Source organism: Streptomyces sp. UNOC14_S4 (assembly GCF_020740835.1).
GTDB lineage: Bacteria > Actinomycetota > Actinomycetes > Streptomycetales > Streptomycetaceae > Streptomyces.
Map to the genome: position 1 here is coordinate 1 of NZ_JAINFC010000064.1, position 22612 is coordinate 22612.

The following is a 22612-nucleotide window of genomic DNA, read 5'->3' on the forward strand; positions in this document are numbered from 1 at the left end:
TCCCCGAACCGCTCTCCCCGCTCGACCTCGCCTTCTGGAACATCGAGTCCGCCGGTCATCCCCTGCACATGGGTGGGCTCTTCGTCTTCGACGCCGACACCCCGGACGCGGCACAGCGTGCCGCCGGGCTGATCGCCGCCCGGGCGGCCCGTACGCCGGGCCTGAACACCCGCATACGCTCCGTCCTGTTCTCCGTCGGCGGCGCGGCCCGTGCGGTCGCCCCCGGGTTCGATCCGCTGGACCACGTGCATCTCACCACGCCCGTACGGGACTTCCTCACAGCCGCCGGGATCCTGATGCAGCAGCCGCTGGACCGGGAGCGGCCGCCGTGGGCGGCACATGTGCTGCCCGGCGCGGACGGGGCATCCTTCGCCGTCCTGTTCACGTTCCACCACGCCCACGCGGACGGATTGCGCGCTGCGTCGTACGTCCTGCGGCTCTTCGACGGGGCATCATCGGATGGTCCGGCCGACGCGCCCCGGCCGCGGAAGAACGACTCCGGCCTGCTGCGCCTGCCCGGTCTGCGTGAGCTGCCCGGCCTGGTGCGCGGGGCCGTCACCGACGCCGGACGGGGGCTTTCCATCGCCTCCGCCATGGTCGGCGCGGCACTGGACGTGAACTCCTCCCCCGCCCTCGTCTCCCGCGCCACCGGCGCCCGCCGGGCGGAAGGCGCGGTCGTCGGCCTGCACGACGTGAACCGGATCCGCGAGGCCACGGGCGGTACGGCGAACGATGTCCTCCTCGCCGTCGTCGCGGGCGGCATGCGGCGCTGGCTCGACAAGCGCGGCGACGGCAGCGACGGCGTACGCCCCCGCGCCCTCGTCCCCGTCTCGCTGCGCGACCCGAGCGACCCGACCGCCTCCGGCAACCGGCTCTCCGGCTACCTCACCCGGCTTCCCGTCGACGAGGCCGAACCTCGCGCCCGCCTGCGCGCGGTACGCGAGGCCATGCAACGCAACAAGCAGGCCGGGCCCGCCGGTGGCGCGGGCGCCGTCGCGCTGCTCGCCGACTTCATCCCGCCCCTCGGCCACCGCTTCGGCGGCGGCCTCATCGCCCGCTCGGGCCGTCTCTTCTACGACCTGCTCGTCTCCAGCGTCCCGCTGCGCGGCGCGCACGGCCTCACGCTCGCGAACAGCCGCGTCCGCGAGGCGTACCCGCTCGCCCCCCTCGCGCCCGGCCAGTCCCTCGCGGTGGGCATCACCACGTACGAGAACCACGTCTTCTTCGGCCTCCTCGCCGACGCGGTCGCCGTGCCGGACCTGGACCTGCTCGCCCGGTCGATCACGGAGGAGGCGGCCGAGCTGGTCGCCGTCTGCGGCGCCTGAGAGACCGTCAGCGACAGAAGGACGACTCAGGAGGCGGACGGCTCGATCTCCCCCGCGAAGACGATGACCTGGTCGATGAGGCCCCGCCGCAGATGGACGACGTCCGTTCCCGCCAGGCGGGGGCCTCCATCCGGCGTGGTGAAGACCCACTGGTACCGGGCCCACTCGTCCGGCATGTCCACCGCTGAGCAGCGCACCATCGTGCCGGTCCCCGCCGGGTGGCGCCGGATGTCCAGCACGAACCGCTCGACCGCCGCGATTCCTTCGATGCGACCCAGCGGCCCCCAGAAGACCACGTCCGAGGTCAGGGCCTGGGAGAGCAGGGCAGTCACATAGCTGTCGTCCGAGGCGTTGAACGCGGAGATGAACGTGTCGATCGCGGAGCGTGCCGTCTCTTCCTGCATGCTCCAGTAATACCAGCCGTTGCGCGTGCGCTCGTCCCGCGGGCCGCCTTCCGATCACGGCGGACCATCCCGGTCACCGCACCCTGTCATATACAGCCCATGGGGGTGGAGGTGCAGGCCTCGGGGGTCACCGGGCCTGCGGCCTCCACCGCGGTGCGCGGGGCTGAACCCGACGAACCAACCGTCAGTACGCGGTGCTCCTCGTGGTTGATCCAGGCGCTCTGGTAAACGGGGGGAACCGAGGGACCCCGCACAGCCGGGACAGCACCGGGGACGTATGTCCCGTCTCCGGCCGGGCGTGCGGTGCCGCCCTCGGCCGTATCGGCCGGCGCCACACCGGCACCGAGGCTGAACAGCGCAGCCGCCGCTACGCCGACTCCCACACGCTTGATCACTATGGTCCTCCAGGGTCTCGAAGGGGTCAGTGCCAGCAAGTAGAACAGTCGGAAATAGACGTTCGATCAACGCGGCTACATGACCTGGCGCCTGACGCTCTTCTTCGCGGTGCGGGCCGCGAGGGCCGTCGCGACCGTCACGTCGTCAGGCGCGCGGCTCGATCGCCAGCGCGTGGCGGAACACGTTCCGCGGGTCCCAGCGGGCCTTCACCTGCTGAAGCCGCCGGTAGTTGTCCTTGTAGTAGAGCGTGTGCCACGGAACGTGGGAGGTGTTCCACGCCGGGTCGGCGAGGTCGGCGTCCGCGTAGTTGATGTAGGAGCCGTCACTGACCTCGCCGGGTACGGGCACACCACCGGTGTCGGCGTACACGTCACGGTAGAAGGCCCGGATCCAGGACAGGCCGGCCGCATCGTCCGCCTCGTGCTCCCAGGTCGCGTAGAACACCGCCTTCATGACCGCATCACGCTGGGCGATCGCCGTGTCCTGTGGCCGCACCGCACCGACCTGGCCCCCGTAGCCGACGAGCAGCACGCCACTGGCCGAGGGGCTGGTCGAGTCGGTCAAACAGCGGTAGATGACGGACAGTTGGGCGTCGGTGTACGAGCGGCGCAGATAGGCGGCCTTGTTCTTGTAGCGGCGGGTGATCACGTCGCCGGGCTCGCCGGTGCCCGGCCAGGTCATCCGGTGCAGCCAGGACATCGTCCACTGGGCGTTGCGGACCGGCTCGACGCCGACGCCCGCGGTCACGGCGGAGACGAGGTCGTCCACCAGGCCGTGGACGTTCGGGATGCCCGCATCGGCCTGTACGACCATCGAGATGCCCCCGGGGCCCTGGCGCGACGCTATGAGGACCGCGTACAGGCCGGTGGCCGGCGAGCCGGGCGCGCTGTTGCGTTCGTGCCAGGCCCCGAAGTTGCGCAGCAGCGTGGTGAACGCCTGCTCGGTCATCTTCCGGTCCCAGTCCCAGCGGACCAGACACATCAGTGCCTCACTGGGCGAGGGCGGCAACAGGCGGGACGGGTCGGTGCCGGTGGTACCGGGTGAACGCAGCAAGTAGCGCGTGACAACGCCGAAGTTGCCGCCGCCACCGCCGGTGTGCGCCCACCACAGGTCGCGGTGCGGGTCGCCGGGCTCGCGGGTGGCCACCACCGCGCGGGCGGTGCCGTCGCGGTCGACGACCACCACCTCCACGCCGTACAGGTGGTCCACGACCGAGCCGTACCGGCGGGAGAGCGGCCCGTACCCGCCGCCGACGAAGTGTCCGCCCGCACCCACCTCCGGACAGCCGCCCGCCGGGACCGTCACACCCCAGCCCTTGAACAGCTCCCGGTAGACCTGGCCGAGCGTCGCCCCCGGCTGGATGGTGAACGCGCGGTGCCCGGCGTCGTAGCCGACCGCGTCCATGGGCGACAGATCCACCAGCACACGTACCGCCGGGTCGGCGGTGAAATTCTCGAAGCAGTGGCCGCCGCTGCGTACCGCGACCCGGCGCCCGGAGCGCACCGCGTCCGACACCGCCCGCACCACCTGACCGGTCGACCCGGCCACCCGGATCTCGTCCGGGCTGCCCACGAAACGGAAGTTGTTGCCGCGCAGCAGGCTGGTGTACCGGCGGTCGTCCGGGCGGACCGTCACCGGCCCGAACGGCGTCGCCTCCGGCCCACCCGCGGCGGCGGCCGCGGCGGGCAACGCGCTGCCTACCGCCATCGCGCCGACGGTCGCGAGAAGCGCGCGGCGATTGACTGAGTTGCGGTCCGCTCTTTCCAAGGTGAGCCCTCCGGTCCAGCAGCGCGGCTTGAACGCCCAGAAACGTACACGCGGCAGACCGGATACGTCAGCCCTCAGGTGACGTGGGCCACGAACGCGGACCAGGACGGTGCCGGGAACGCGAGCTCGCGCCCGTTGGGCGCTTTGCTGTCGCGGACGGGGGTGGCGCCGGGGAGGTCGTCGGACATCTCGACGCAGTCGATTTTCCCCTGGCTGTACGTGCTTTTGCGCCAGGCCATGGCTGTCAGATCAGAGCTGTGCGTTGTCACTGTATTGCTCCTCGATGAGCGTGCGGATCAAGTCGGCAGATTCGGCGGGTGGCAAGGCTCGGGCCCTCGCGTGATCGTAGAAGGCAATGTAGGAGGAAACCTCTTCGGGGTTGGCGGCAAAGCCGCAGTGCAATCCGGCTTCCTGGTAGGCAAGTTGACGCCCATCTGGCATGGCCATCAGAGCAACAATGGTTGAGGCAAATCCTCCCGGGATGGCCTGCTGGAACGGGAGCACTTGAAATGTGATGCGGGGGCGTGTGCCCAAGTCCAGCATGCGCAGCAACTGGGTTCGCATGACTGCACGGCTGCCGACCACGCGGTGCAGGGCGGCCTCGTCCACTACGCACCACAGCCATGGCGGATTTGGCTTTTCAAGTAGCGACTGCCGATCCATTCGCGCCTTCACGCTCTCCTCGATATCGATGCCGCCGAGGAGTTCGTACCACTCCGTGATGATGGCGCGCGCGTAGTCCTCGGTCTGGACGATGCCCGGGATCATGTTGGCGAAGTGGTAGAGGCGGATGGCTTTTTCCTCTGCCTCCCGGAAGGTGTCGGCCAGAGACCAGTACACCCCTCGTCCAGCCATCCCCCAGATATCGACCAGTTCCCCGTCCGCGTCGAGGACCGCATCCAAGCGCCGGACCACATCCGCCGTCGGCAGCTCCTTTGCGTTCTCGAACTGAGCAATCCGCCCCTGAGAGATCGGCACCTTTCGTCCGAGCTCAGTCTGTGTCAGGCCGTGTCGCTCGCGCAGCCGCCTGAGCCTGCGTCCGAACAGCTCCTGCAGTGACCCCGCTGGGCCAACTCCACCAGACGACCCCATAGTTGACGCTCCCCTCCGTATTTGCCCGACAGCAAATTTCGCCGCCCAGACCTGAATAGCACATGGCTGGCCATCGGGTCTGAGCTGCCGAAATACTGGAACCCCTCGAAAGCGCTCGCCCGGAGGGCATCGGCATGCGTTTCCCCTGTGCCGATGCCCTGAAGCGGGCACGCCCATGTACCGCGACGGCTCGCCGTTTTTCACACCGCGCAGCGATCCGCCGTACCCCTGTTCCCACGGAGCTGACCCATGCCCGTTTGCCCTGGTACCGCCATGCCTTCACTGCCGCCGCTGGCGCGTCGTCCGACCCTCAACGCCGTGATCCGCCGCACCCTGGACCGTACGCCGTCGGGCGACGACCTCGACCGCCTCGTCGCCGCCCTGGGCTGGCATCTCGTACGGCTCATGGCCGAGGTGGCGGCGAAGGACTGGGAGGAGCACGGGCAGGACAAGATCGTGGGGGTGATCCTCGACGGGGTACGCGCGAAGCTCGACTCGCCGCCGGGGCCCGGAGCCGAGGTCGCCGCGCGGGCCGTGTACGCCCAGGAGCTCGCCCGTACGTGTCAGGCGCTGCTCGGACTGGCCCTCGCCGAGCCGGGTGACGGCGCGGGGGTGATCGCGTGATCCCGCTGCCTCACACAGGCGGCCCACCGGCCATGCCGACGGACCGCGACGGCAACCCGTGCGGCGTATGCGCGCTGCTGCGCCGGGCCATGGGGACCGCCGTACGGCGGGGTGACTCGGCGGCGCTCGCCAAGTACCTCACCACGGAGAAGCGGCACTACGCCCGGATGCACCCCGGCTACGGGCCCTGACCGGCGGCTCCCGTCAGGGCACCTCACGCAGGTACAGCGCGCCACACGAGTGACAGAAGGGCTCGCCCTGCGGGGTGCCCCAGGCGTCGGCGGACTGGGTGGCCGACCCGGGGGCCAGGTCGAGCCCGCACATCGCCTCGGTGCCGTCCAGCCGCACCATGTGCCACAGCTTGACCGGGGCGTCCGCCTGCCCGGGGGCGACGCCCTCCCCGTACTCCGCGCGCATCTCGTGCTCCACGTCCGCCTCCTCGCTCGTCACCGGCCGCCCCCCTCAGCATGCGGCCACGCGCCGCGACACGCAGCGCGGGTCCTCGGGGCGCGTACCACCTGCACCCGCCGTGCTGGACCCCGCTACCGTTCCGGACGCTCCACCGCAAGGCTGACGCATCCACCCGATCCCCCAGGAGGGGACCGCCATGGGCGAGATCGACAAGGTCGTCGGTATCAGGATGGGCAAGGGGCGCAGGCGGAAGGGGATGTCGCAACGTGACCTGGCCCATCGCCTCGGCAAGTCGGAGTCGTGGATGGGGCAGGTCGAGCGAGGTGTCCTCGCCCTGGACAGTCTTTCGACTGCCGAAGTCGTGGCCGGGGTGTTGGGGATGGACCCCGTGTTCATACTCGCGCTCGATAAGCGATGGCCTCAAACCGATGTCCGTACCGGGCAGGAGATGGAACAGTTGGCTGGTGTGGAGAGGCGGAAGTTCATGCTCGGGGCCGCCGTCGCCCCGCTGGCCGGGATGCTCGCGTCCGTTGAGCCGGGACGCATCGCGTATGCGGCGCACACCACGGCGGTGGACGCTGCGACGGTGCAGCAGCTGGGGGTGGTGAGCGCCGCCTACCGGCGCGGCTACCAGCAGATGCCCGCGCCGGCACTGCTGAACGCCGCCCGGTCGCATCTCCAGCTCCTCGCATCGCTCCAGCCCGAGCGGCAAGCCGACAAGGTACGCAAGGGGCTGTTGTCACAGATGGGGCAGATGGCCGCTCTAGCAGGCGCCGTCGCGTTCCTCGACCTCGGCGCCCGCGAGGACGGCAAGGCATACGTCGCAACGGGCCTTCAGCTCGCGAAGGCGTCCGGCGACCAGGACCTCTTCGCGCTGCTGTGGGCCGGGCGAGCGTTCCAGACCGCGTACGAGGGCGACCGGGAGGGCGGCACGGACTGCGTGCTCGCCGCCGTCGATCACGCCAAGGCCGGATCGGCCCGGATGCGGGCCTGGTGCGCTGCGGTGGCCTCCGAGATGCACGCCTCCCTCGGCGACGAGAAGGGCTGCCGGGAGTTCATCGACGACGCCCGCGAGCACATCAAGTCCCCGACGGATGATGACCAGTGGCACGGCATCGGCTGGTTCGACGCGGCCAAACTCGACGCCTATGAAGGCGGCGACCTGGTCCGCCTGGGCAAGCACGAGACCGCACTCGCCCGTCTCGACGCCGCCCTCGACCACCTCGATCCGTCGATGCGCCGCCACCGGGCCACCGCGCACGCCGACCGTGCCGATGCCTACGCCACCGCCGGGCGCCCCGAGGCGGCCATCGACGACGCCCATGCCTCCCTCGCGCTGCTGGAGCAGGTCCACCACGACGAGACGCTGCGCCGCATCACCGCCGTGCACGCGCGTCTCCGCCCGCTGCGCCTGCCCGGGACGCGTTCGCTGACCGAGCACCTGACCGATGTCCGCCACAGTATGGAGAACGCGTGCCGCGGCTTGGCCTGATCCTCGACTTCGGCGGCGTCCTGACCACCCCTGTACCGGACTGTGCCCGCAGCTTCGCCCGGCACGAGGGGCTGCCGGAGGACGCCTTCCTTCACGCGTTCGCCGTCGACCCGGCGGGCAAAGCCCTGTACGCGGACCTGGAGCGCGGGAAGATCACCCAGGCCGAGTGGAACACCGCCATGGGTGCCCTCCTCGGCCTGGCTGACGCGGAGAACCTGTTGGGCCGGGTGCTGAGGGACCTGCACCCCGAGCCGCGGATGATCCGGGCGGCACAGTCCGCGCGCCGGGCCGGGGTGAAGGTCGGCATTCTCTCCAACAGCCTCGGCAGCGCGCCGTGCGACCCGTACGACGGGTACGACCTGGAGACGTTGTATGACGCGGTGCTGATCTCCGAGAAATACCGGATGCGCAAGCCGGACGCGGAAATCTACACGATCATGCTCGACCTCATGGGCCTGCCGGCTCGGGAGTGCGTGTTCGTCGACGACACCGCCCGCAACCTTCCCCCGGCGGAAAAACTCGGTATGGCCACCGTCCTCGCCACCACTTCGGCGGCGACGATTGCGCAGGTGGAAGCGCTCCTCGGCCTGCCGGTCGGCGGCAGGGTCTGAACCTTCCCGCAACGGTGCTGCGGGGTCGCAACGGTGCTGCGTTTCAGGCAGCGGCTTTCGCGGTTCACTTCCTCACAAGCCGCCCGGACAACCAGGCGGCGGGACCTCCGTCCTGAAGGGGAGGAACTGATGAACGCGCAGCCCATCAGCGGGTTCGCCCCGCAGATCAGCGAGCACGACGTGGACGAGCTCACCCTCGGCGACAAGAACTTCAACAATGCCGACGGCTCGCAGTACTGGGAGGCCGAGACCACCTGATCCCGGCCTCTTCCGACACATCGATCGTCACCTCCGGGGCCCGGGCACACACAGCTTGGGCCCCGGCCCGTGCCCGGAAAGGAGTGCGCGATGAACAGCACGTTCGAGGTGATGTGGATGGCCGGAAACGGACCCGGCACGGCCGTACGATCCGGCGGCGGGGTCACGGTACGTACTGCTGCCGACGGCCCGGTACAGCTGACAGCCGTGGGCGAATGCGGCGCCACCGAGGAGCAGCTGCACGCGGCACTGGACGCGGTCGCTGACGGCAGGTGGGCGCAGCTGACGATGTGGTCGGGCTCGTACTGGGTCATCGCCGACCGCCCCGGCGAGCGGCTGGTGTGCGGGGACCTCGCCGGTTTGCGCGCCGTGTTCTACACGCTCAATGGCGCCATCGTCCGGTGGGCGAGCAGGGCCCGGGATCTGGCCGACGGGTCGCCTGACCTGCCGCTGCTGACCGCCCGCCTCGTGGCCACAGACCACTGGCCCGACCACAGCCTCTACCCCGGGGTGCGCGCCGTGCCCGGCGGAGGCGCGCTCCTGCTGGCCTGCGGTGGCTCGGTGCGGCTGATCGATGTGACGGCCATGCCCAGTCGGCGCCCTCTTGCCGAGGGCGCCCCCGTCTTCGGCAAGGCTCTCACCGACGCGGTGGCGCTGCGCATGCCTGGTGGGCAGGGGCCCGTCGGCGCGGACCTGTCGGGCGGGCTCGATTCCTCCACCGCCGTCCTGCTCGCCGCGCCGTTGGGCGAGGTCCGGGCGGTGACCTACAGCGACCCGTACACCAGCGGCGAGGACACCGCCTTCGCCGTCCGCGTCGCCGAGCACGCCGGCGTCCGCCACCACGTCGTCGCCGGCGGCCCTGCTCAGCTCTCGTTCGACTTCGCCGAGGGTGTCCCAGCCGGTGACGAGCCATGTCTGAGCGCGGCGAACGCGTCGATGGAAGCCGCGTATCTCGCCCCCGTCGCAGGGCTTCGCCGCCACCTGACCGGGCACGGCGGTGACGTCGTCCTGAGTATCGGCTCGGCCCGTTTCGTCGGCCTGCTCCAAGCCGGTCACCGCCACCAGGCGCACCGTCAGGTCGTCGCCTGGGCAAGGGCGCAGAACGCTGCGCCGGGCTCGTTGTGGCAGCAGGTCAGGGAAGCGTCCGCCGGATACTCCCACGCGCTTGCCCAAGCCGCTGCCCGGATCGCGGCCGGACGCACCCCGGCTTCCGGCCGGGTGAGGGCGTGGTCGTGGTTGCAGCTGGGGGCTGCGGCGTCCTGGCTGACCGACGACGGGCGCGAAGCGGTCGCGGGACTGCTGCGGCATGCCGCGCACCAGGCCAGGGACAGGCGGGCCGTCGAGTTCGCCCAGTGGGATGCGCTGTACTTCACCGGCGCCTGCTCCCGGGCCGCCGCCCCGCTGGACGCCTTCCACCGGGTGCGGCCCGCGCACCCGTTCCTGGACAACGAGGTCGTGCGGGCAGCCTTCGCCGTCGACCCCTTCAACCGCCCTTGCGTTTTCAAGTCACTGCTCGCCGCCGCGCTTCCCGAGCTGCCGTGGTGGTTGACCAGCCGCCAGTCGAAGGGCAACTTCACCGCATGGCGGCTCGCAGGACTGGCCCGTCATCTTCCCCACCTGCGTGATCTCATCCGTACTTCACCACTGGCCGAAGCGGGGCTGATCGACGCGAGCGCGGCGATACGGTCGTTGGAGATCCTGGCGCGGGGCGAGCACTCGACGGGGCTGGCCGACCTCCACATGCTCCTCGTGGCCTGCCACTGGCTCACCAACCCGCCCGCGCCCACGCCGGGCGCCGAACACATGGAAGGAGCGGCACGGTGCTGACCACACCCGCAGGGGTTCATCACGCATCGTGCCGCGAGGGCACCGCGATCCTCGACTGCCGCTCCGGCCAGTGGGTGATGCTCGACCCCGACGCCTCCCGCATCTGGCAAGTGATCATCGCGCGCGGCACCACCGATGGTCTCGCCCGGCAAGTCGCCGCATGGCGCGGAACGGATGAAGCCGTGGTGGCCCCCGCGATCTCCGAGACCGTCGAGCACCTGGTGGCGCGCGGACTGCTCACCGACGCTCCCGGAAACGAACCGGCGCCCGCGCCCGAGAACCTGGCGCGGCGGCTGCCTCCTGCCGTCGCGGTGCCGGATCAGGTCCGCCTTCGCTTTCGCATACTGGCGGTGGTGGCACTCGCCGTGGCGCTCGCCGTCCTGCGGCTACCGCTGCGCGCCCGGGTCCGTCTGGTGCATGCCATCTCCTGCCTGCCGTACGCCACGCCGAAGGATCTGGGCATGTTGTACGCGGCCGTCCTCACGGTGCGGCCGCCGTGGTGGCGGGGGCGTCTCGCCTGCATGGAGACGAGCCTGACCGTCGTCGTGGGCGCCGCGCTGCTCGGGCGCCGGGCCCGGTGGGTCCTGGGCGCCCGGTTCCTGCCGCACGCCGCGCATGCGTGGGCCGAGGTCCCCGACGGGGCAGTGGGCCGTGACGGGCAGGAGGCCGTGGACCGGCCTTGGATACCTGTGATCGCAGTCTGAGCGCCACCAACCCACATGGGTGAACTACTTCTATCGAAGTTGACGCATGTGGGAGGTGGCCTGCGGAGACGATACTGGGCGGGGACAAATCAGCCCTTGCCGACGCGGTGATTTTACGAGCGTCATAGGCGGGTGACACGACCCTCCACGGCGCCGGGTGCGGTCCCGGTGATGCGTCTCAAGCCCCATCGCCATCACGACGCTTCGGCAACCCTGAACACCCGGCAGATCGCCCGTCGTCTCCCGCAGGCTCTCCGACAGGCGGTGCGCCACGGCTGGCGCACCGACCGGCGCGCGCTGCTGCGTCTCCTCGGCTTCCAGGCGACTGCGGCTGTACTGACCGCCGTCGCCCTCGCAGGCACCGCCCGCGTCCTCGGGGCCGTCTTCAAGAACCGCACGGACATCACCACCGGGCTGCGCGACGCGGCCGTACCGCTGGCAGTGGTCGCGGTCACGGGGGCCGGCCGCTACGTCGCCGACGCCCTCGCCCGCGCAGCCGCCGTGCAGCTCGGGCCGAAGGCCGTCCGTGAAGCGGACCTCGCGGTGATCGCCGCCGCCACGAGCGCCGAGCTCGTCGCGTACGAGGACCCGGCCTACATGGACGCGTACCGGGCGAGCAGCGACGGTGCCCACGCGACCGGCGACCTCATCACTGGCGCGCAGGCCCTCACCTCCGCTGCCGCGCAGTTGGTCGCCGCCGCCTCTGTGGTGACCGTCCTGCACCCGGTGCTGCTGCCGCTGCTGGTTCTCGCCGTCCTTCCCCGGGCATGGGGAGCCGTGCGGGCTGCGCGGATCGAGCACACCGCGCACCACCGCACCGTCTCCGACAGGCGGCTCAGGCAGACTTTCCGCGATCACATCACCGACCGCAATACCGCACCGGAGGTGCGCGCGGGCACGATGTCCCCGTACCTCACCGCCCAATACCGCGCGATCTCCACCCGGCTCGAAACCGATCAGCTCGCCGCCTCCCGCCAAGCGCTCCTCATCAAGGGAACCGGCGACACACTGGCACAGGTCGCGATGCTCTTCACCTGGGGCGTGCTGGTCGCCCTGGCCGCCATTGGCCGCGTCGACCCCTCCGCGGCCGGAGCCGCCGCCATCGGCATGCGCACCTGCGGTGCCGCGCTCGCCGCCGCCGTGACGGCCGGAGCCACGACGTTCAGATTGTCGCTGCTCCTGGACGACTGGACGCGCTTCCTCGACATCGCCCAGCACTGGGCGAGCCGACGCGGCTCCACTCCGCTGCCTGCCGACGGACCGCACATCGTGAGCGCGGAGGCGGCGTCGTTCTCCTACCCGGGAGCCGAGCGGCCCGCGTTGGAGGGCGTCACCCTGGCCATCAGCCGCGGCGAGGTCGTGGCCCTGGTCGGCGAGAACGGGTCCGGCAAGACGACGCTCGCCAAGTTGCTGACCGGATTGTTCCTGCCCACCAGCGGAACTGTCGCATGGGACGGCATCGACCTCGCCGACGCCGATCCGAGCGCGGTGATGGGCAACGTCTCGCTCGTACCCCAGGACTACACCCGGTGGCCGCTCGCCGCCCGCGAGAACATCACCCTCGGCCAGCCCCAGGACAATGGGGACGCAGCGGTGCACGCGGCCGCCCAGGCCGCTGGAGCCGACACGGTCATCGCCGAGCTCCCCGATGGACTGGACACCTCGTTGGCCCGCTCGTGGTGGGGTGGACACGATCTGTCCGGCGGCCAGTGGCAGCGCATCGCCATCGCCCGCGCCTTCCACCGGGACGCCCCCGTCCTCGTCATGGACGAGCCCACCGCCGCCCTCGACGCGCGAGCCGAGCACCGGGTCCTCTCCCGGCTCCGTGACCTCGCCGACGGCAGGGCCGCTCTCTTCATCACCCACCGCCTGGCCAACACCCGGCTCGCGGACCGCATCATCGTCCTCGACCAGGGACGTATCGTCGAGGCGGGTACCTTCGACGAACTCATCGATCTCGGCGGCCTGTTCTTCGAGCTGTACAAACTCCAGGAAGGCTCGGGCAGGATCGTCGAGGACCGGTGCAGCCGGGACGGCGTCGGTCTCCTCTGATGCCCGGGTGGTGGGGCCGTCGATACGATGCGGGAATGCTGTCGATGGTGGTGGCGCCATGGGGGAACGAGCCGGTGGTGCTGCGCAACGCGGATGTCCTTCATGATGCGGCGAGCACCATGAAGGTGGCCGTGCTGGCGGCTGTGCACCGCAGTGGTATCGACCTGGACATGCGGATTCCGGTGGTCAACGAGTTCCGGTCGGTGACGGGCGGCAGCTACGGCAACAGCCCCGAGTGGGACAGCGATCCGCTGCCCTGGCGGCGGATCGGCGGCCTGGCTTCCGTACGCTGGCTCGCCGACCGCATGGTCACCCACTCGTCCAACCTCGCGACGAACCTGTGCCTGGCGCAGGTCGGACCGGCGGCCGTGGCTCAGGTCTGGCTGCGGGCCGGTGTCACGGCCGACGCCAGCCCGCGCGGGATCGAGGACTACGCGGGCCGCGACGTCGGCGTTCACAACCGGGTCTCCGCCCGGGATCTGGTCCGGCTGCTGGAGTCCCTGGAGCCGGAGGTGCTGGCCCTGCTGGAGCACAACGTCCACCGTGCGGACATCGCGGCCGGGCTGCCCCCGGGTACGCGCCTGGCCGGGAAGAACGGCTGGTTCCCGGGACTGCGCCACAGCGCGGCCGTCATCCATCCCGCGGACGCGGCTCCCTACGTCCTCGCCGTCTGCTACAGCGGGCCGCTGGCGAACGGCTGCGCGGTCGACGATCCGGCAGCCCGGCTGCTGGCCCGTGTCTCAGCCGGAGTGTGGGACCGTCGGCATGCCCTCACCGGCAGGGCCTGACGCCGTGCCGTCCTGGGGCGAGCCCGGGGCGGGGCGGTCCGCGACTGTGGCGGCGAGCGTCTCGATGGCGGTGTGATTGAGCAGGTTGATGCGGACGTAGCCCGGGTGGCCACTGAGTTCGAAGTACTGCTCGTCGAGCGCCAGGAACCAGCGGTGCGGGACACGTGGCCGGGCGAAGAGGAAGAAGCCGGTCTCGACAGGCATCCAGGCGGCGAGCGCGCCGGTCGCCGTCAGCCGCGCGTGATTGTCGCGGATGTGTCCGACCAGGTCGCCGTTGCCGTGCTGTGTCATGAGGTCCGCGGCGCGGTGGGCGAAGAGACGATCGGAGACGGCTACGTCACCGTGCAGGTTGATGTGCAGATCGGCGAGCTCCTGGCGCAGCGCCGCGGGCACCAGCAGGTGGGCGCAGCGGTACCCGTGGATCGCCAGGTACTTGGTGGGGCACACCATGCGCAGGGTTCGCTCGACCGGCAGGCGGGCGCTGGCCTCGCCCGGTCTTCCGTCCCAGGACATGTACTGGAACGTGCCGTCCACGAACACCAGTGAGCCGGTGGCCCGCTGCCACGCCGCGATCGCGTCCAGGACCTCCACAGGAACGCGGCGGCCGGCGTACCAGACGGGGTCGGTCAGCACGAGGACCGTTCGCTCGTCGGGCAAACGAAGATCGAACCCCGGCTGGTACGCATGGCCCGAGGCCACCGGGACCGGGTCGATGCCGAACTCGCGCAGGAGATAGGCCAGTTTGTAGTAGACAGGTGCCACGTAGTGGATGCGTCGGTGGCCGTTCATGGCCAGCCACGTGACGAACGTCCCCAGCACACTGCTCGAACCACCGGCCGGGACGACATTCCGCTCGCTGTAGGCCACCTGGTCGTACTCCTCGTGCATCGCGGAGATCTTGGACCGGAGCTCCAGGTCCTCATCCAGGCCGGCGTACCGGGTGATGTCCGCCAGGCGATGCGGCGCGGTGCAGGCGAGTTCCCCGAGGTACTTCTCCACGTAGGGGTGACCACCGTTGTAGTCGGACAGGAACACACGGGCACCCGGTCGCTGCCGCTCCGCCTCGATGTGTTCGTGCCACTCCAGCATGCGGAACAGCGAGGGGATCGCAGACCGTCCTGGCCCGGTGCGCATTCTTCTCCCTGAGGTGAACGGAGGCCCTGCCCGCCTTCCGCCCGGGTACGGGACGAGGGGGACCAGACCCGCCCGCCGCGTGCCTGGCCGGCAGCGCATCGTTCCTACCCGCACCGCCCGCGCGGGAAGCGGCAGCGAGTCGGCCATGGCCATCCGGGTGACGTCCGCATCGCCCACCGGACCGGTGGATCAGCCCACCGGCGTGCCGCACAGCGCGGAGTCGACCACCTGGTCCCGCCTCGTCGCTCCCGCGTTGCTCACCAGGAGGTAGCCGTTGGTCACCAGTGCCGTGTGCCGGCCGTCGTCGGTGGCGAAGGTCCCGGAGGAGTGTCCGTTCAGCATGTCGCCGAGGTGGCCCCAGGCCTGCCCGCCGCAGGACAGGTCGAGCCGCATCAGCCCGAGGCCGTAACTCAGAGCGGCGGGAAAACCGGGCATGGGCACCGTCGTGCGCATCTGGGCCGTCATCGCCGGTGACATGAGCTTTCCGTCGGCCAGTGCCTGGTCGAACGTGGTCAGGTCCTCTTCGGTCGAGGCTATGGCTCCTGCCGTGGCATACAGGGACGGCTCCACGGAGAAGGTCCGGTTGGTCCAGAGGAAGAACGGGCCCACCCGGCCACCGACATAGCCGGGCAGATACGGATTGTCGAGCTTCTTGTCGCCGGGACGGGGGTAGGCGGTCCGGGTCAGACCGAGCGGCTCGATGATCCGGGAGGTGATCGCCTGGGCCGTCGAGACGCCCGTGGTCTTCTCGATGAGCATGCCGAGGATCACGTAGTTGGCGTTGGAATACAGCCAGGCGGTGCCGGGCTTGGAGGCCGGGGGGTGCTTCAGCGCTCGCCGCACCAGCGCGTCCAGGGCGTAGGAGCCGTCCGGGTTGGCAGGGGGCGCATCGGTTAGCGGTTCGTACGCCGCGATTCCGCTGGTGTGCTGCAGGATCTGCCGTACCGAGATCTTGTTCCCGTCGTAGCCGTTGCCCGCGACGACGCCGGGCAGGTACCGCTCGATCGGGGCGTCCAGCTCGACCTTGCCCTCGTCGACCAGTTGCAGGACCACGACCGAGGCGAACGTCTTGGTCTGGCTGGCGATGCGGAACTGGTCGTTGGATCCGATGGGCCGCTTGGCGCCGGTGTCCGCGGTCCCGCTGTACAGGTCCCACGAGCCGGTGCGGTTGCCTGCGTGGACAGCCGCACCCGGCCCGGCGTTGACCTGGTAGCTGTTGAGCAGTGCCTGGGTGTCGGCGTGGTCGGCGGTCGGCTGTGCCTGCGCCGACACGGCCGTCGTCATCGCCACGGCGGCGGCGATGACGACGGCCGCCAGCCGCGGTACGACGCGGCGTCCGGTCACCCTGCCGCCCCGACCGGATCTTCCGGGCCCGCTCGGTCCCGAGGGTAAGCACATCTTCATCGAGTTCCCACTTTCCTGGGTTGGCTTCGTCCCGTGGGCGATTGCCGTTCCCCCGCGTGGGATTCCCGCTCGCAGGGGCGGCGCGCCCCTGAATGATCGCGTTCGCTCTGGTCACCGGACCAGATCAAGGACCGGCCACTTTTGACCGGTCCTGGCGACAACGTCGCCAGGACGGGGGTTCAGGCGCGGTGCCCGCACCGCGTGGCCGATTCCGCTTGACCAATTCCCGGTCAATGTCCACCGACTCGGCAGGGGACGCCCGGGGCTGCGGAAGGCCGAGTTGCCCCGTGGGGCTCACGGGATGATGTCGCGAAGGTCCCACGGGATGCATGTGGCATATCACGCCGACTGTTGCGGGGTTCGGCGATACCGGCGCATGGCGGAGAAGGGCAGGTACGTACGCGCCCCCCTTTCGCGCCGGTGCAGTCCAGGGTCAGCCTTGTGCGGCACCAAGAAATCCCTGCCATCGGATGTCGTCGAATCCGTGCACGAGTCGGGTCGACGCGCGCCCACGCCCGGTGAATCCCTGTTGTCCGAAGCGAAAGGACGACCACCGTGACCGATTCAGATCAGAGCCCGTTAGCCGGGGCCGACGGACCGGCCGAGGACAGCCGGGCCACCGGACCGTTCTCGGTGATACCGGGAGGGCCGCCCGACGTGTACGTATCGCGCTTCGGCGAAACCGGCTATCCGGGCGTCAAGCTCGCGACCGACGAAGGCGCGATTCCCGTGCTGAACGTCTACGTTGCCCTCCCGCAGGGCAAGCGGCTGAAGTTCGTCGACGAGGGCGTCAATCATTACCAGCTGACCGTGCAGCACGACAAGGCGCCGGATCCGGTCCACTACCCCGGGGCGCTGGTGCAGGACGGGCAGGCCGTCCTCTTCAAGGCGGTCGACCTGGGCCTGTCGGAAAAGGGGTCGAAGTCGACGGCGTGGGTCGCGGTGAAGGCCACCGACAACGCTTCCGAAGGGAAGACGGCCCTGACCTTCTGCGTGGGCGACCAGGCGTCGCCGTCGACCCCCGTCCGCGTCGTGGACCACATCGACTTCACGGTGTCGCCGGGCGGGCCGGACCCCGTGCAGCTGGTGCGCGGGGGCGGCCCCGGTTACCCGGGCGTGGTGCTGGGCGGCGCGCCGGGCACACCCGCTCCGCAGGACGTCTACGTGGCCCTCCCCGAGGGGAAGCGCCTGCAGTTCGTCGACCACGGTGTGACCGTCCTGCCCGCACTTCACGGGCCGACGTTCTACTACCCCGGGACCTTGTCGGAGGACGGGCAGGCGCTCACCGTCCCGAAGGTCGACCTGCACTTCTCCGGACAGACCCCGGCACCTACGGTGTTCATCGGGGTGAAGGCCCTCGACAACGGCCCGGCGGCCGAGACCCGCCTGCTCTTCTGCGTGGGCGACAGGACGTCGCCGTCCACACTGATCCAGATCAAGGAGAAATGACCACGCCGGAGCCCACGCCCCAGCCGGATTCCACGGCCCCCGACGTGGAACAGCCCGGACGGCATGAGTGTTCGCGGAGGCCCTGCCGCGCCCCGGGAGGGCCTCCGCGTCGCGCCTTCGCACTGCCCTCGCTCGGGTTCGCACCGCCCCCACTCGGAGAGGAAGTACCAGCACGTGGACACGGTGGCATCCCGCCCGCACAGGCTGACCGCAACTCCCACTTCTTCACGCAGTATGTCCATAACGGCCCGGGTGTACGGATATCCGCCGGCCCACAACGCGGGGTCCGAATGGATGCTCCACTCGATGCTCCGCCCGCTCGCCGAGCGCGGCCACAGAGTGACGGTCTGGCTGTCGCACCCCGGGACCATCGAGACCGGCTACGAGATCGACGGGGTGCGCGTCGTCCCGTACCAGGAAGGCACCGACTTCGCGGCGCACGCGCACAGGGCGGACGTCCTTCTCTCCCACTTCGAAAACGTCCCGCTCGTGGCGGGGCTCGCGAACGCCCGGCGCATACCCATGGTCGTGATCTGTCACGACAACTTCGCCCAGAGCTTCCACAACGCGGCGGGCGCCGATCTCGTCGTCTACAACAGCGAATGGATCCGGCGGGACGGCGAGATCTTCTACGCGCGCTACCCCAAGGAATTCCTGCCCAAGTGCACGGTCGTCGTCCGCCCACCCGTCATCGCGGAGGAATACCGCACCGAGCCCGGCGACCACGCGACCCTGGTGAACCTCAACCCCGACAAGGGCGGCGAGCTCTTCTGGCAGATCGCCGCGTGGACACCGGAATGGAAGTTCCTCGGGGTCCGCGGCGCGTACGGGCAGCAGATCATGCCACCGCCCCGGCTGCCCAACTGCGAGGTCGTCGACGGCGTGCCCGGACAGCGGATGCGCGAGCACGTCTACAGCCGGGCGCGCGTCGTGCTGATGCCGAGCCTGTACGAGTCCTGGGGACGGGTCGCCGTCGAGGCGTTCGCGTCCGGCATTCCCGTGATAGCCCACCCCACGCCCGGGCTCGTCGAGTCCATGGGCGAGGCCGGGATCTTCGCCTACCGCGACGACGCCAACGCCTGGATCCACGCCCTGATGTCCCTGAAGGACCCGAAGAACTGGGCCCGCGCCTCCCGCCGCGCGAAGGCCCGCTCCCGCGAGCTGAGCGCGGTACCCGACCTCGACGTCTGGTGCGACGCCGTGGAGTCGCTGTACGACGCCGGCCGCCGGACCTCCACCCGCGTCCGCGGGCTCGGCACGCTCGTCGACGCGAGCGAGATGGGTCCCGGCCCCGGCGACGGCGCCCCGGGCCTCGGGGTCGGGCGCCACGCGTGACCACGGCGCCGGGACGGCGGGAGGCGGTGCCGGGCGAGCGCCCGGCACCGCCTCCCGCCTTGTTGCGAGGTCACCCGGTCGTGACGCGGATGGGGGTGGAGGGCGACGTACGGGGGCCGACCCCGAAGGTCAGCTCCGTGCTGCTGATTGGGGAGCCCGGGGACGCCTTCACCGCGACCCACAGCGTGGACGCCGAGCCCCTGCGGGGCAGGAAGAGCTCAACGTTCTCGAAGGTGAGGGTCTGCCCGTCCGCCGAGAGCAGCCCGTCGGCGCGGTGGTGCAGATTCCCCTGCTCGTCCATCACCGTCAGCTGGTATCCCGGACTGCCCTCGGCGACGAACTGCAGGTCCTTCTGCGCCGGGAGGGTCACGCTCACCTTCTGCGGCGGGACCCGGCCGTCGGCCTGGGACAGCAGGCGCACACCCGGGTAGCCGATATTGCCGGAGCGCTTCAGCGTCACGTCCGGCGGCCCTCCGGGCGACAGCGAGAACTGCGGCACGGCGCCGGTGACCGTCGCGTCGAACATGACGTGCTGGGTGACCGAGGGGGTGGAGGCATCGACCTTGAACGTGCCCTGTGCCGGGCCCGCGTGGAGCGCGGTCGAGGTGGCGATGCCACTGGCGTTGCTGTGGACCGTCACCGAGCCCTGGCCGCCGAAGTGGCCGGTGGCGCTTCCGGGTTGGACGGCGAACGTCACCGGCGCACCCTCCACAGGTCGCCAGTCGCTGTCCAGGAGCTCGACCGAGAGAGGTGTGGCGAACGTGCCGTCCGCCGGTGCCGACTGGTTGTTGCCCCCGACGAGGGTGATGTGCGCGGGCGCCGCCCTGACGGTGAGTCGGAAGCGGGCCGGCTCGGCAACCCCGAAGGCGGTCGCGGTGATCTCGACCGGGCCGGGGGCCGTACGGGCACTGACAGCGGCCGTGGCATAGCCGCCCCCGGACGTGGTGACCTGGAGGAACTGGTTTCCCGTGGCGGCGAAGAAGGCCGATCCGCGCTTGATCTCGAAGCTGACCGACACGCCGTCCTCGCCCTCATGGGGGCCGCTGAGGGCGCGGACCCTCAGGGGTTGGGGGAAGGGGGTTCCCGCCATCGTGGACTGCCCGTCGCCGGAGACGATGTCGAGTCGCTTGGTCTCGGCGGGGGTGACGGTGAGGCGGGCCACGGAGTCGGTGGCCGGGGTCGTGAACCACACGGCGTTCCCCGGCCCCTTGGTGATGTGGTACGGGGCTCCCCAGGACACGGGGTAGGTCTCCGCCTGGAGCGAGCGGACGTTCACGCAGGCGATCTGGTTGACCGCCCCCGTCACCGTGACCCAGACGTTGTTGTCCGGGCCGACGGCCACATCCTGGGCCCGTGTGCCGGCCTGCAGGGGGACGGAACCCGTCGAGAGGTTCCCGGTGTTGACGTACCGGACGAAGGCCGTGTTGTCGGCCGCCCACACGCGTCCGTCGGCGGCGGCCGTGCAGTAGGAGAGGGTTCCTCCCACCGGGAACCGGACGCTGTTGACGAACATTCCCTTTTCGGGGTCGAAGCTCCGGATGGTGCCGTTCTGACGGTCCGTGAACCAGAGCAGGCCGTCGGGCGCTTCGGTGATTCCCCAGGGCTGGCCGTTCTCGGGGACGCGCCACTCGCCGATCTCGGTCGGGTCGGCGGGGTTGATCATGCCGATCCACCGGTTGACGGGCTCGGTGAAGTACAGGCGGCCGTTCCTGGCCACCACCATGGACTCCGGCTGCCCGCGGTCGTACAGGATGTGGTTCGTGTAGGTGCCTTGGCGGATGTCGAAGGAGCCGATGGGGTCGCGGTGGATCTGCGGGACCCACCACGAGTACCACATGGCCTGACGGGGCCCCGGATCGGCGACGATGGCGTTGGTCAGCGGCGGGTTGCCGCGGTCGTAGCGCGTCGCGGCCCCGGACTCGGCGTTCAGCGCCGTCAGGTATCCGACCCGCTGGCTGGTCACCCACGCCCGGCCGTCGGGACCGGCCGCGACGCCGTGGGGCGCCCGGCCCGCGCCGAGGTTGAAGCGGGTGATCTCGCCGGTCCGTGAGGTCGCGGCAAGACCCGCCCTGAACGAGCGGACCATGGCCGGGGCCAGTTCGCCCCTGACGCGCTGCCGCTCGGGGACGACGATGTGCGTCTCACCCTCGAACGGGGCCGGTGACGCTTCAAGGATCTCCGGGGTGTCCGGGCTGTCTGGGGTGTCCGGGCTCTCTGGGCTCTGGGTGGCGTCTGTGGTCATCCGTCTGTCCTCCGTCGCGCGGTGTCGGGGTCGCGCACTGTCGGGTGGGAAGGAGAGGGCCTGCGGTCGGCGTCGGCGCCAAGCGGGCCTGACGAAGTCCGGTGCGGTTCGGCAGCGCCCCGAAGGGGCGCGGGACTGTGCTGCGCTGTGCGGCTCCGCCGCGTGGGCGCGACCAGCCACGACGCACCCGCAGTTGACGTACCGGCTTTCCAGCTTTTCCAGCGGAGCGCTCAGCGCACGCGCAGGGTGAAGGAGGTGGTGGCCTCGGTGCCCCACGCGGTGACGGCCACGGTGGCCTCACCACGGGTGTCGCCCGCGTGCGGCACCGGTGACGCGGCGGTGCCGTCGCCCGCCGTGGTGACCCGGGCGGTCCCGGCCCCGCCGGGGAAGGTGACGTCCCCGGACGTCACCGTGAAGGTGACCGGGACACCCGCCGGGGCCGGTCCGTCGGCGGTGAGCCGTACCACCAGCGGGTCGAACGCGGCGCCGGGCGGCCGGACCTGATCGTCCCCGGACCGGGCCTCGACAGTGGCCGTCACGGGCCCGATCGCCAGCAGGAAGTCGGCCGGTACGGCGAGGTCGGCCGACCGGGTGCGCACGTGGAACCAGCCGCCGTGCGCTCCCGCCGTGATCCGGGGCGCGACAGCGACGCCGTCGGCGCCCGTGATGGCCGCGGCGGTGCGCGAGCCGTCGGGGAACGAGGCCGACGACGTGGTGTCGATGTCGAAGAGCACCTCGCGGCCCACGAGGGGCGTCTCCCCGCTGTCCAGCACCCTGACGGCCAGGAGGGTTCCGAACGCCTCGCCGGGCCGGGCCAGTTGGAGCCCTCCGGCTCGCGCCTGGTGCACGGCTGGTTGCCCCGGGGCCGGCAGGCGGGCCAGCAGGCCCTTGCCGACGGTGGCGAACCAGGCGGCACCGTCCCCGGTGACGGCCACGTCGACGGCGCGTGAACCCGCTGTCGGCATGGGCCACACGTGGTTCCGCCCGGTGGCGAGGGTGAGGAACCCGGCGCCGCCGTCGGCCGTACTGAACCACACGAGGCCGTCCGTCACCGCGAGGCGGGAGACGGGCACGCTCGTCCTGTACGTCTTCTCCAGCTCGCCGACAGGGGTCCGCCGCTCGACCCGGTGCGACCCGGCCAGCGCCACCCAGATCTTCCCGTCCGGCCCGACGGCCAGCCCTTCCGGCTGTTCCCCCGCCGGATAGTCCCAGACGACCGGACCGAAATCACCGGCACCCAGGCGGCACAGCGCGGGGCGGGTGCCCGCGGTGGTGAACCAGAGCGTGCCGCCGGGGG

General features: G+C 70.7%; 20 protein-coding genes and 1 pseudogene. 12 read left to right on the top strand and 9 right to left on the bottom strand.

Features of this window, described 5'->3' with window-relative positions; all coding sequences use genetic code 11:
• On the top strand, positions 1-1325 hold a 1325-nt coding region (locus K6I34_RS08590; RefSeq protein ID WP_229323847.1), incomplete at its 5' end, for a wax ester/triacylglycerol synthase family O-acyltransferase.
• 26 nt (positions 1326-1351) lie between these two features.
• On the opposite strand, the gene K6I34_RS08595 is transcribed toward K6I34_RS08590, so the two are convergent.
• The 4 genes from K6I34_RS08595 to K6I34_RS08610 all read right to left on the bottom strand — a co-directional run bounded on the left by K6I34_RS08595 (position 1352) and on the right by K6I34_RS08610 (position 5161).
• Positions 1352-1729, bottom strand: a complete 378-nt coding sequence (locus tag K6I34_RS08595) for a nuclear transport factor 2 family protein (protein ID WP_229323849.1) — start codon at positions 1727-1729, stop codon at positions 1352-1354.
• Between the two features lie 540 nt (positions 1730-2269).
• Positions 2270-3832 (bottom strand): FAD-binding oxidoreductase, encoded by a 1563-nt coding sequence (locus K6I34_RS08600; protein ID WP_229323850.1) that lies wholly within the window; start codon positions 3830-3832, stop codon positions 2270-2272.
• Between the two features lie 134 nt (positions 3833-3966).
• Positions 3967-4131, bottom strand: coding sequence for a DUF397 domain-containing protein (locus K6I34_RS08605; RefSeq protein WP_229323852.1), 165 nt, complete (start codon positions 4129-4131; stop codon positions 3967-3969).
• 10 nt (positions 4132-4141) lie between these two features.
• Positions 4142-5161: a helix-turn-helix transcriptional regulator gene (locus K6I34_RS08610; RefSeq protein WP_308293979.1), complete on the bottom strand. Its 1020-nt coding sequence runs from the start codon at positions 5159-5161 to the stop codon at positions 4142-4144.
• A 96-nt stretch (positions 5162-5257) separates the two neighbouring features.
• Between K6I34_RS08610 and K6I34_RS08615 the strand changes: the two genes are divergently transcribed.
• Both K6I34_RS08615 and K6I34_RS08620 read left to right on the top strand, forming a co-directional pair.
• The gene (locus tag K6I34_RS08615) at positions 5258-5608 is read left to right on the top strand and encodes a DUF6415 family natural product biosynthesis protein (protein WP_229323855.1); all 351 of its coding nucleotides are present in this window, start codon (positions 5258-5260) and stop codon (positions 5606-5608) included.
• Positions 5605-5799 (top strand): hypothetical protein, encoded by a 195-nt coding sequence (locus tag K6I34_RS08620; RefSeq protein ID WP_229323857.1) that lies wholly within the window; start codon positions 5605-5607, stop codon positions 5797-5799. The genes K6I34_RS08615 and K6I34_RS08620 overlap by 4 nt, the downstream gene beginning before the upstream one ends.
• Positions 5800-5812: 13 nt before the next feature.
• On the opposite strand, the gene K6I34_RS08625 is transcribed toward K6I34_RS08620, so the two are convergent.
• On the bottom strand, positions 5813-6037 hold the full coding sequence (locus K6I34_RS08625; protein WP_229323881.1) for a hypothetical protein: 225 nt from the start codon (positions 6035-6037) through the stop codon (positions 5813-5815).
• Positions 6038-6215: 178 nt separating this feature from the next.
• On the opposite strand from K6I34_RS08625, the gene K6I34_RS08630 reads away from it, so the two are divergent.
• The 7 genes from K6I34_RS08630 to K6I34_RS08655 all read left to right on the top strand — a co-directional run bounded on the left by K6I34_RS08630 (position 6216) and on the right by K6I34_RS08655 (position 13751).
• The gene (locus K6I34_RS08630; protein ID WP_229323859.1) at positions 6216-7511 is read left to right on the top strand and encodes a helix-turn-helix domain-containing protein; all 1296 of its coding nucleotides are present in this window, start codon (positions 6216-6218) and stop codon (positions 7509-7511) included.
• On the top strand, positions 7493-8122 hold the full coding sequence (locus K6I34_RS08635; RefSeq protein ID WP_229323860.1) for an HAD family phosphatase: 630 nt from the start codon (positions 7493-7495) through the stop codon (positions 8120-8122). Before K6I34_RS08630 ends, K6I34_RS08635 begins: the two co-directional genes overlap by 19 nt.
• 129 nt (positions 8123-8251) lie before the next feature.
• Complete coding sequence (locus K6I34_RS38225) at positions 8252-8380, top strand: hypothetical protein (protein WP_275127012.1); 129 nt, start codon at positions 8252-8254, stop codon at positions 8378-8380.
• 90 nt (positions 8381-8470) lie between these two features.
• Entirely contained in the window at positions 8471-10207 is a 1737-nt protein-coding gene (locus K6I34_RS08640) for an asparagine synthase-related protein (protein ID WP_229323863.1), read from the top strand.
• Entirely contained in the window at positions 10201-10911 is a 711-nt protein-coding gene (locus K6I34_RS08645) for a lasso peptide biosynthesis B2 protein (RefSeq protein ID WP_229323865.1), read from the top strand. The genes K6I34_RS08640 and K6I34_RS08645 overlap by 7 nt, the downstream gene beginning before the upstream one ends.
• Before the next feature lie 171 nt (positions 10912-11082).
• Positions 11083-12963, top strand: a complete 1881-nt coding sequence (locus K6I34_RS08650; protein WP_229323867.1) for an ATP-binding cassette domain-containing protein — start codon at positions 11083-11085, stop codon at positions 12961-12963.
• 35 nt (positions 12964-12998) lie between these two features.
• Entirely contained in the window at positions 12999-13751 is a 753-nt protein-coding gene (locus tag K6I34_RS08655) for a serine hydrolase (RefSeq protein ID WP_229323869.1), read from the top strand.
• On the opposite strand, the gene K6I34_RS08660 is transcribed toward K6I34_RS08655, so the two are convergent.
• Both K6I34_RS08660 and K6I34_RS08665 read right to left on the bottom strand, forming a co-directional pair.
• Positions 13704-14885: an aminotransferase class I/II-fold pyridoxal phosphate-dependent enzyme gene (locus tag K6I34_RS08660; RefSeq protein WP_229323871.1), complete on the bottom strand. Its 1182-nt coding sequence runs from the start codon at positions 14883-14885 to the stop codon at positions 13704-13706. The two genes, K6I34_RS08655 and K6I34_RS08660, sit on opposite strands and share 48 nt — an antisense overlap.
• A 189-nt stretch (positions 14886-15074) precedes the next feature.
• Positions 15075-16229, bottom strand: a complete 1155-nt coding sequence (locus tag K6I34_RS08665) for a serine hydrolase (protein ID WP_229323873.1) — start codon at positions 16227-16229, stop codon at positions 15075-15077.
• 615 nt (positions 16230-16844) lie between these two features.
• Between K6I34_RS08665 and K6I34_RS08670 the strand changes: the two genes are divergently transcribed.
• Positions 16845-17738, top strand: a complete 894-nt coding sequence (locus tag K6I34_RS08670; RefSeq protein WP_229323875.1) for a hypothetical protein — start codon at positions 16845-16847, stop codon at positions 17736-17738.
• Between the two features lie 234 nt (positions 17739-17972).
• Complete coding sequence (locus tag K6I34_RS08675; RefSeq protein ID WP_229323877.1) at positions 17973-19073, top strand: glycosyltransferase family 4 protein; 1101 nt, start codon at positions 17973-17975, stop codon at positions 19071-19073.
• 70 nt (positions 19074-19143) lie between these two features.
• Here the strand turns inward: K6I34_RS08675 and K6I34_RS08680 are convergent, their stop codons facing one another.
• Positions 19144-21315, bottom strand: coding sequence for a hypothetical protein (locus K6I34_RS08680; RefSeq protein WP_229323879.1), 2172 nt, complete (start codon positions 21313-21315; stop codon positions 19144-19146).
• Positions 21316-21545: 230 nt separating this feature from the next.
• Positions 21546-22612, bottom strand: a pseudogene (locus tag K6I34_RS08685) (hypothetical protein); the annotation flags it as partial.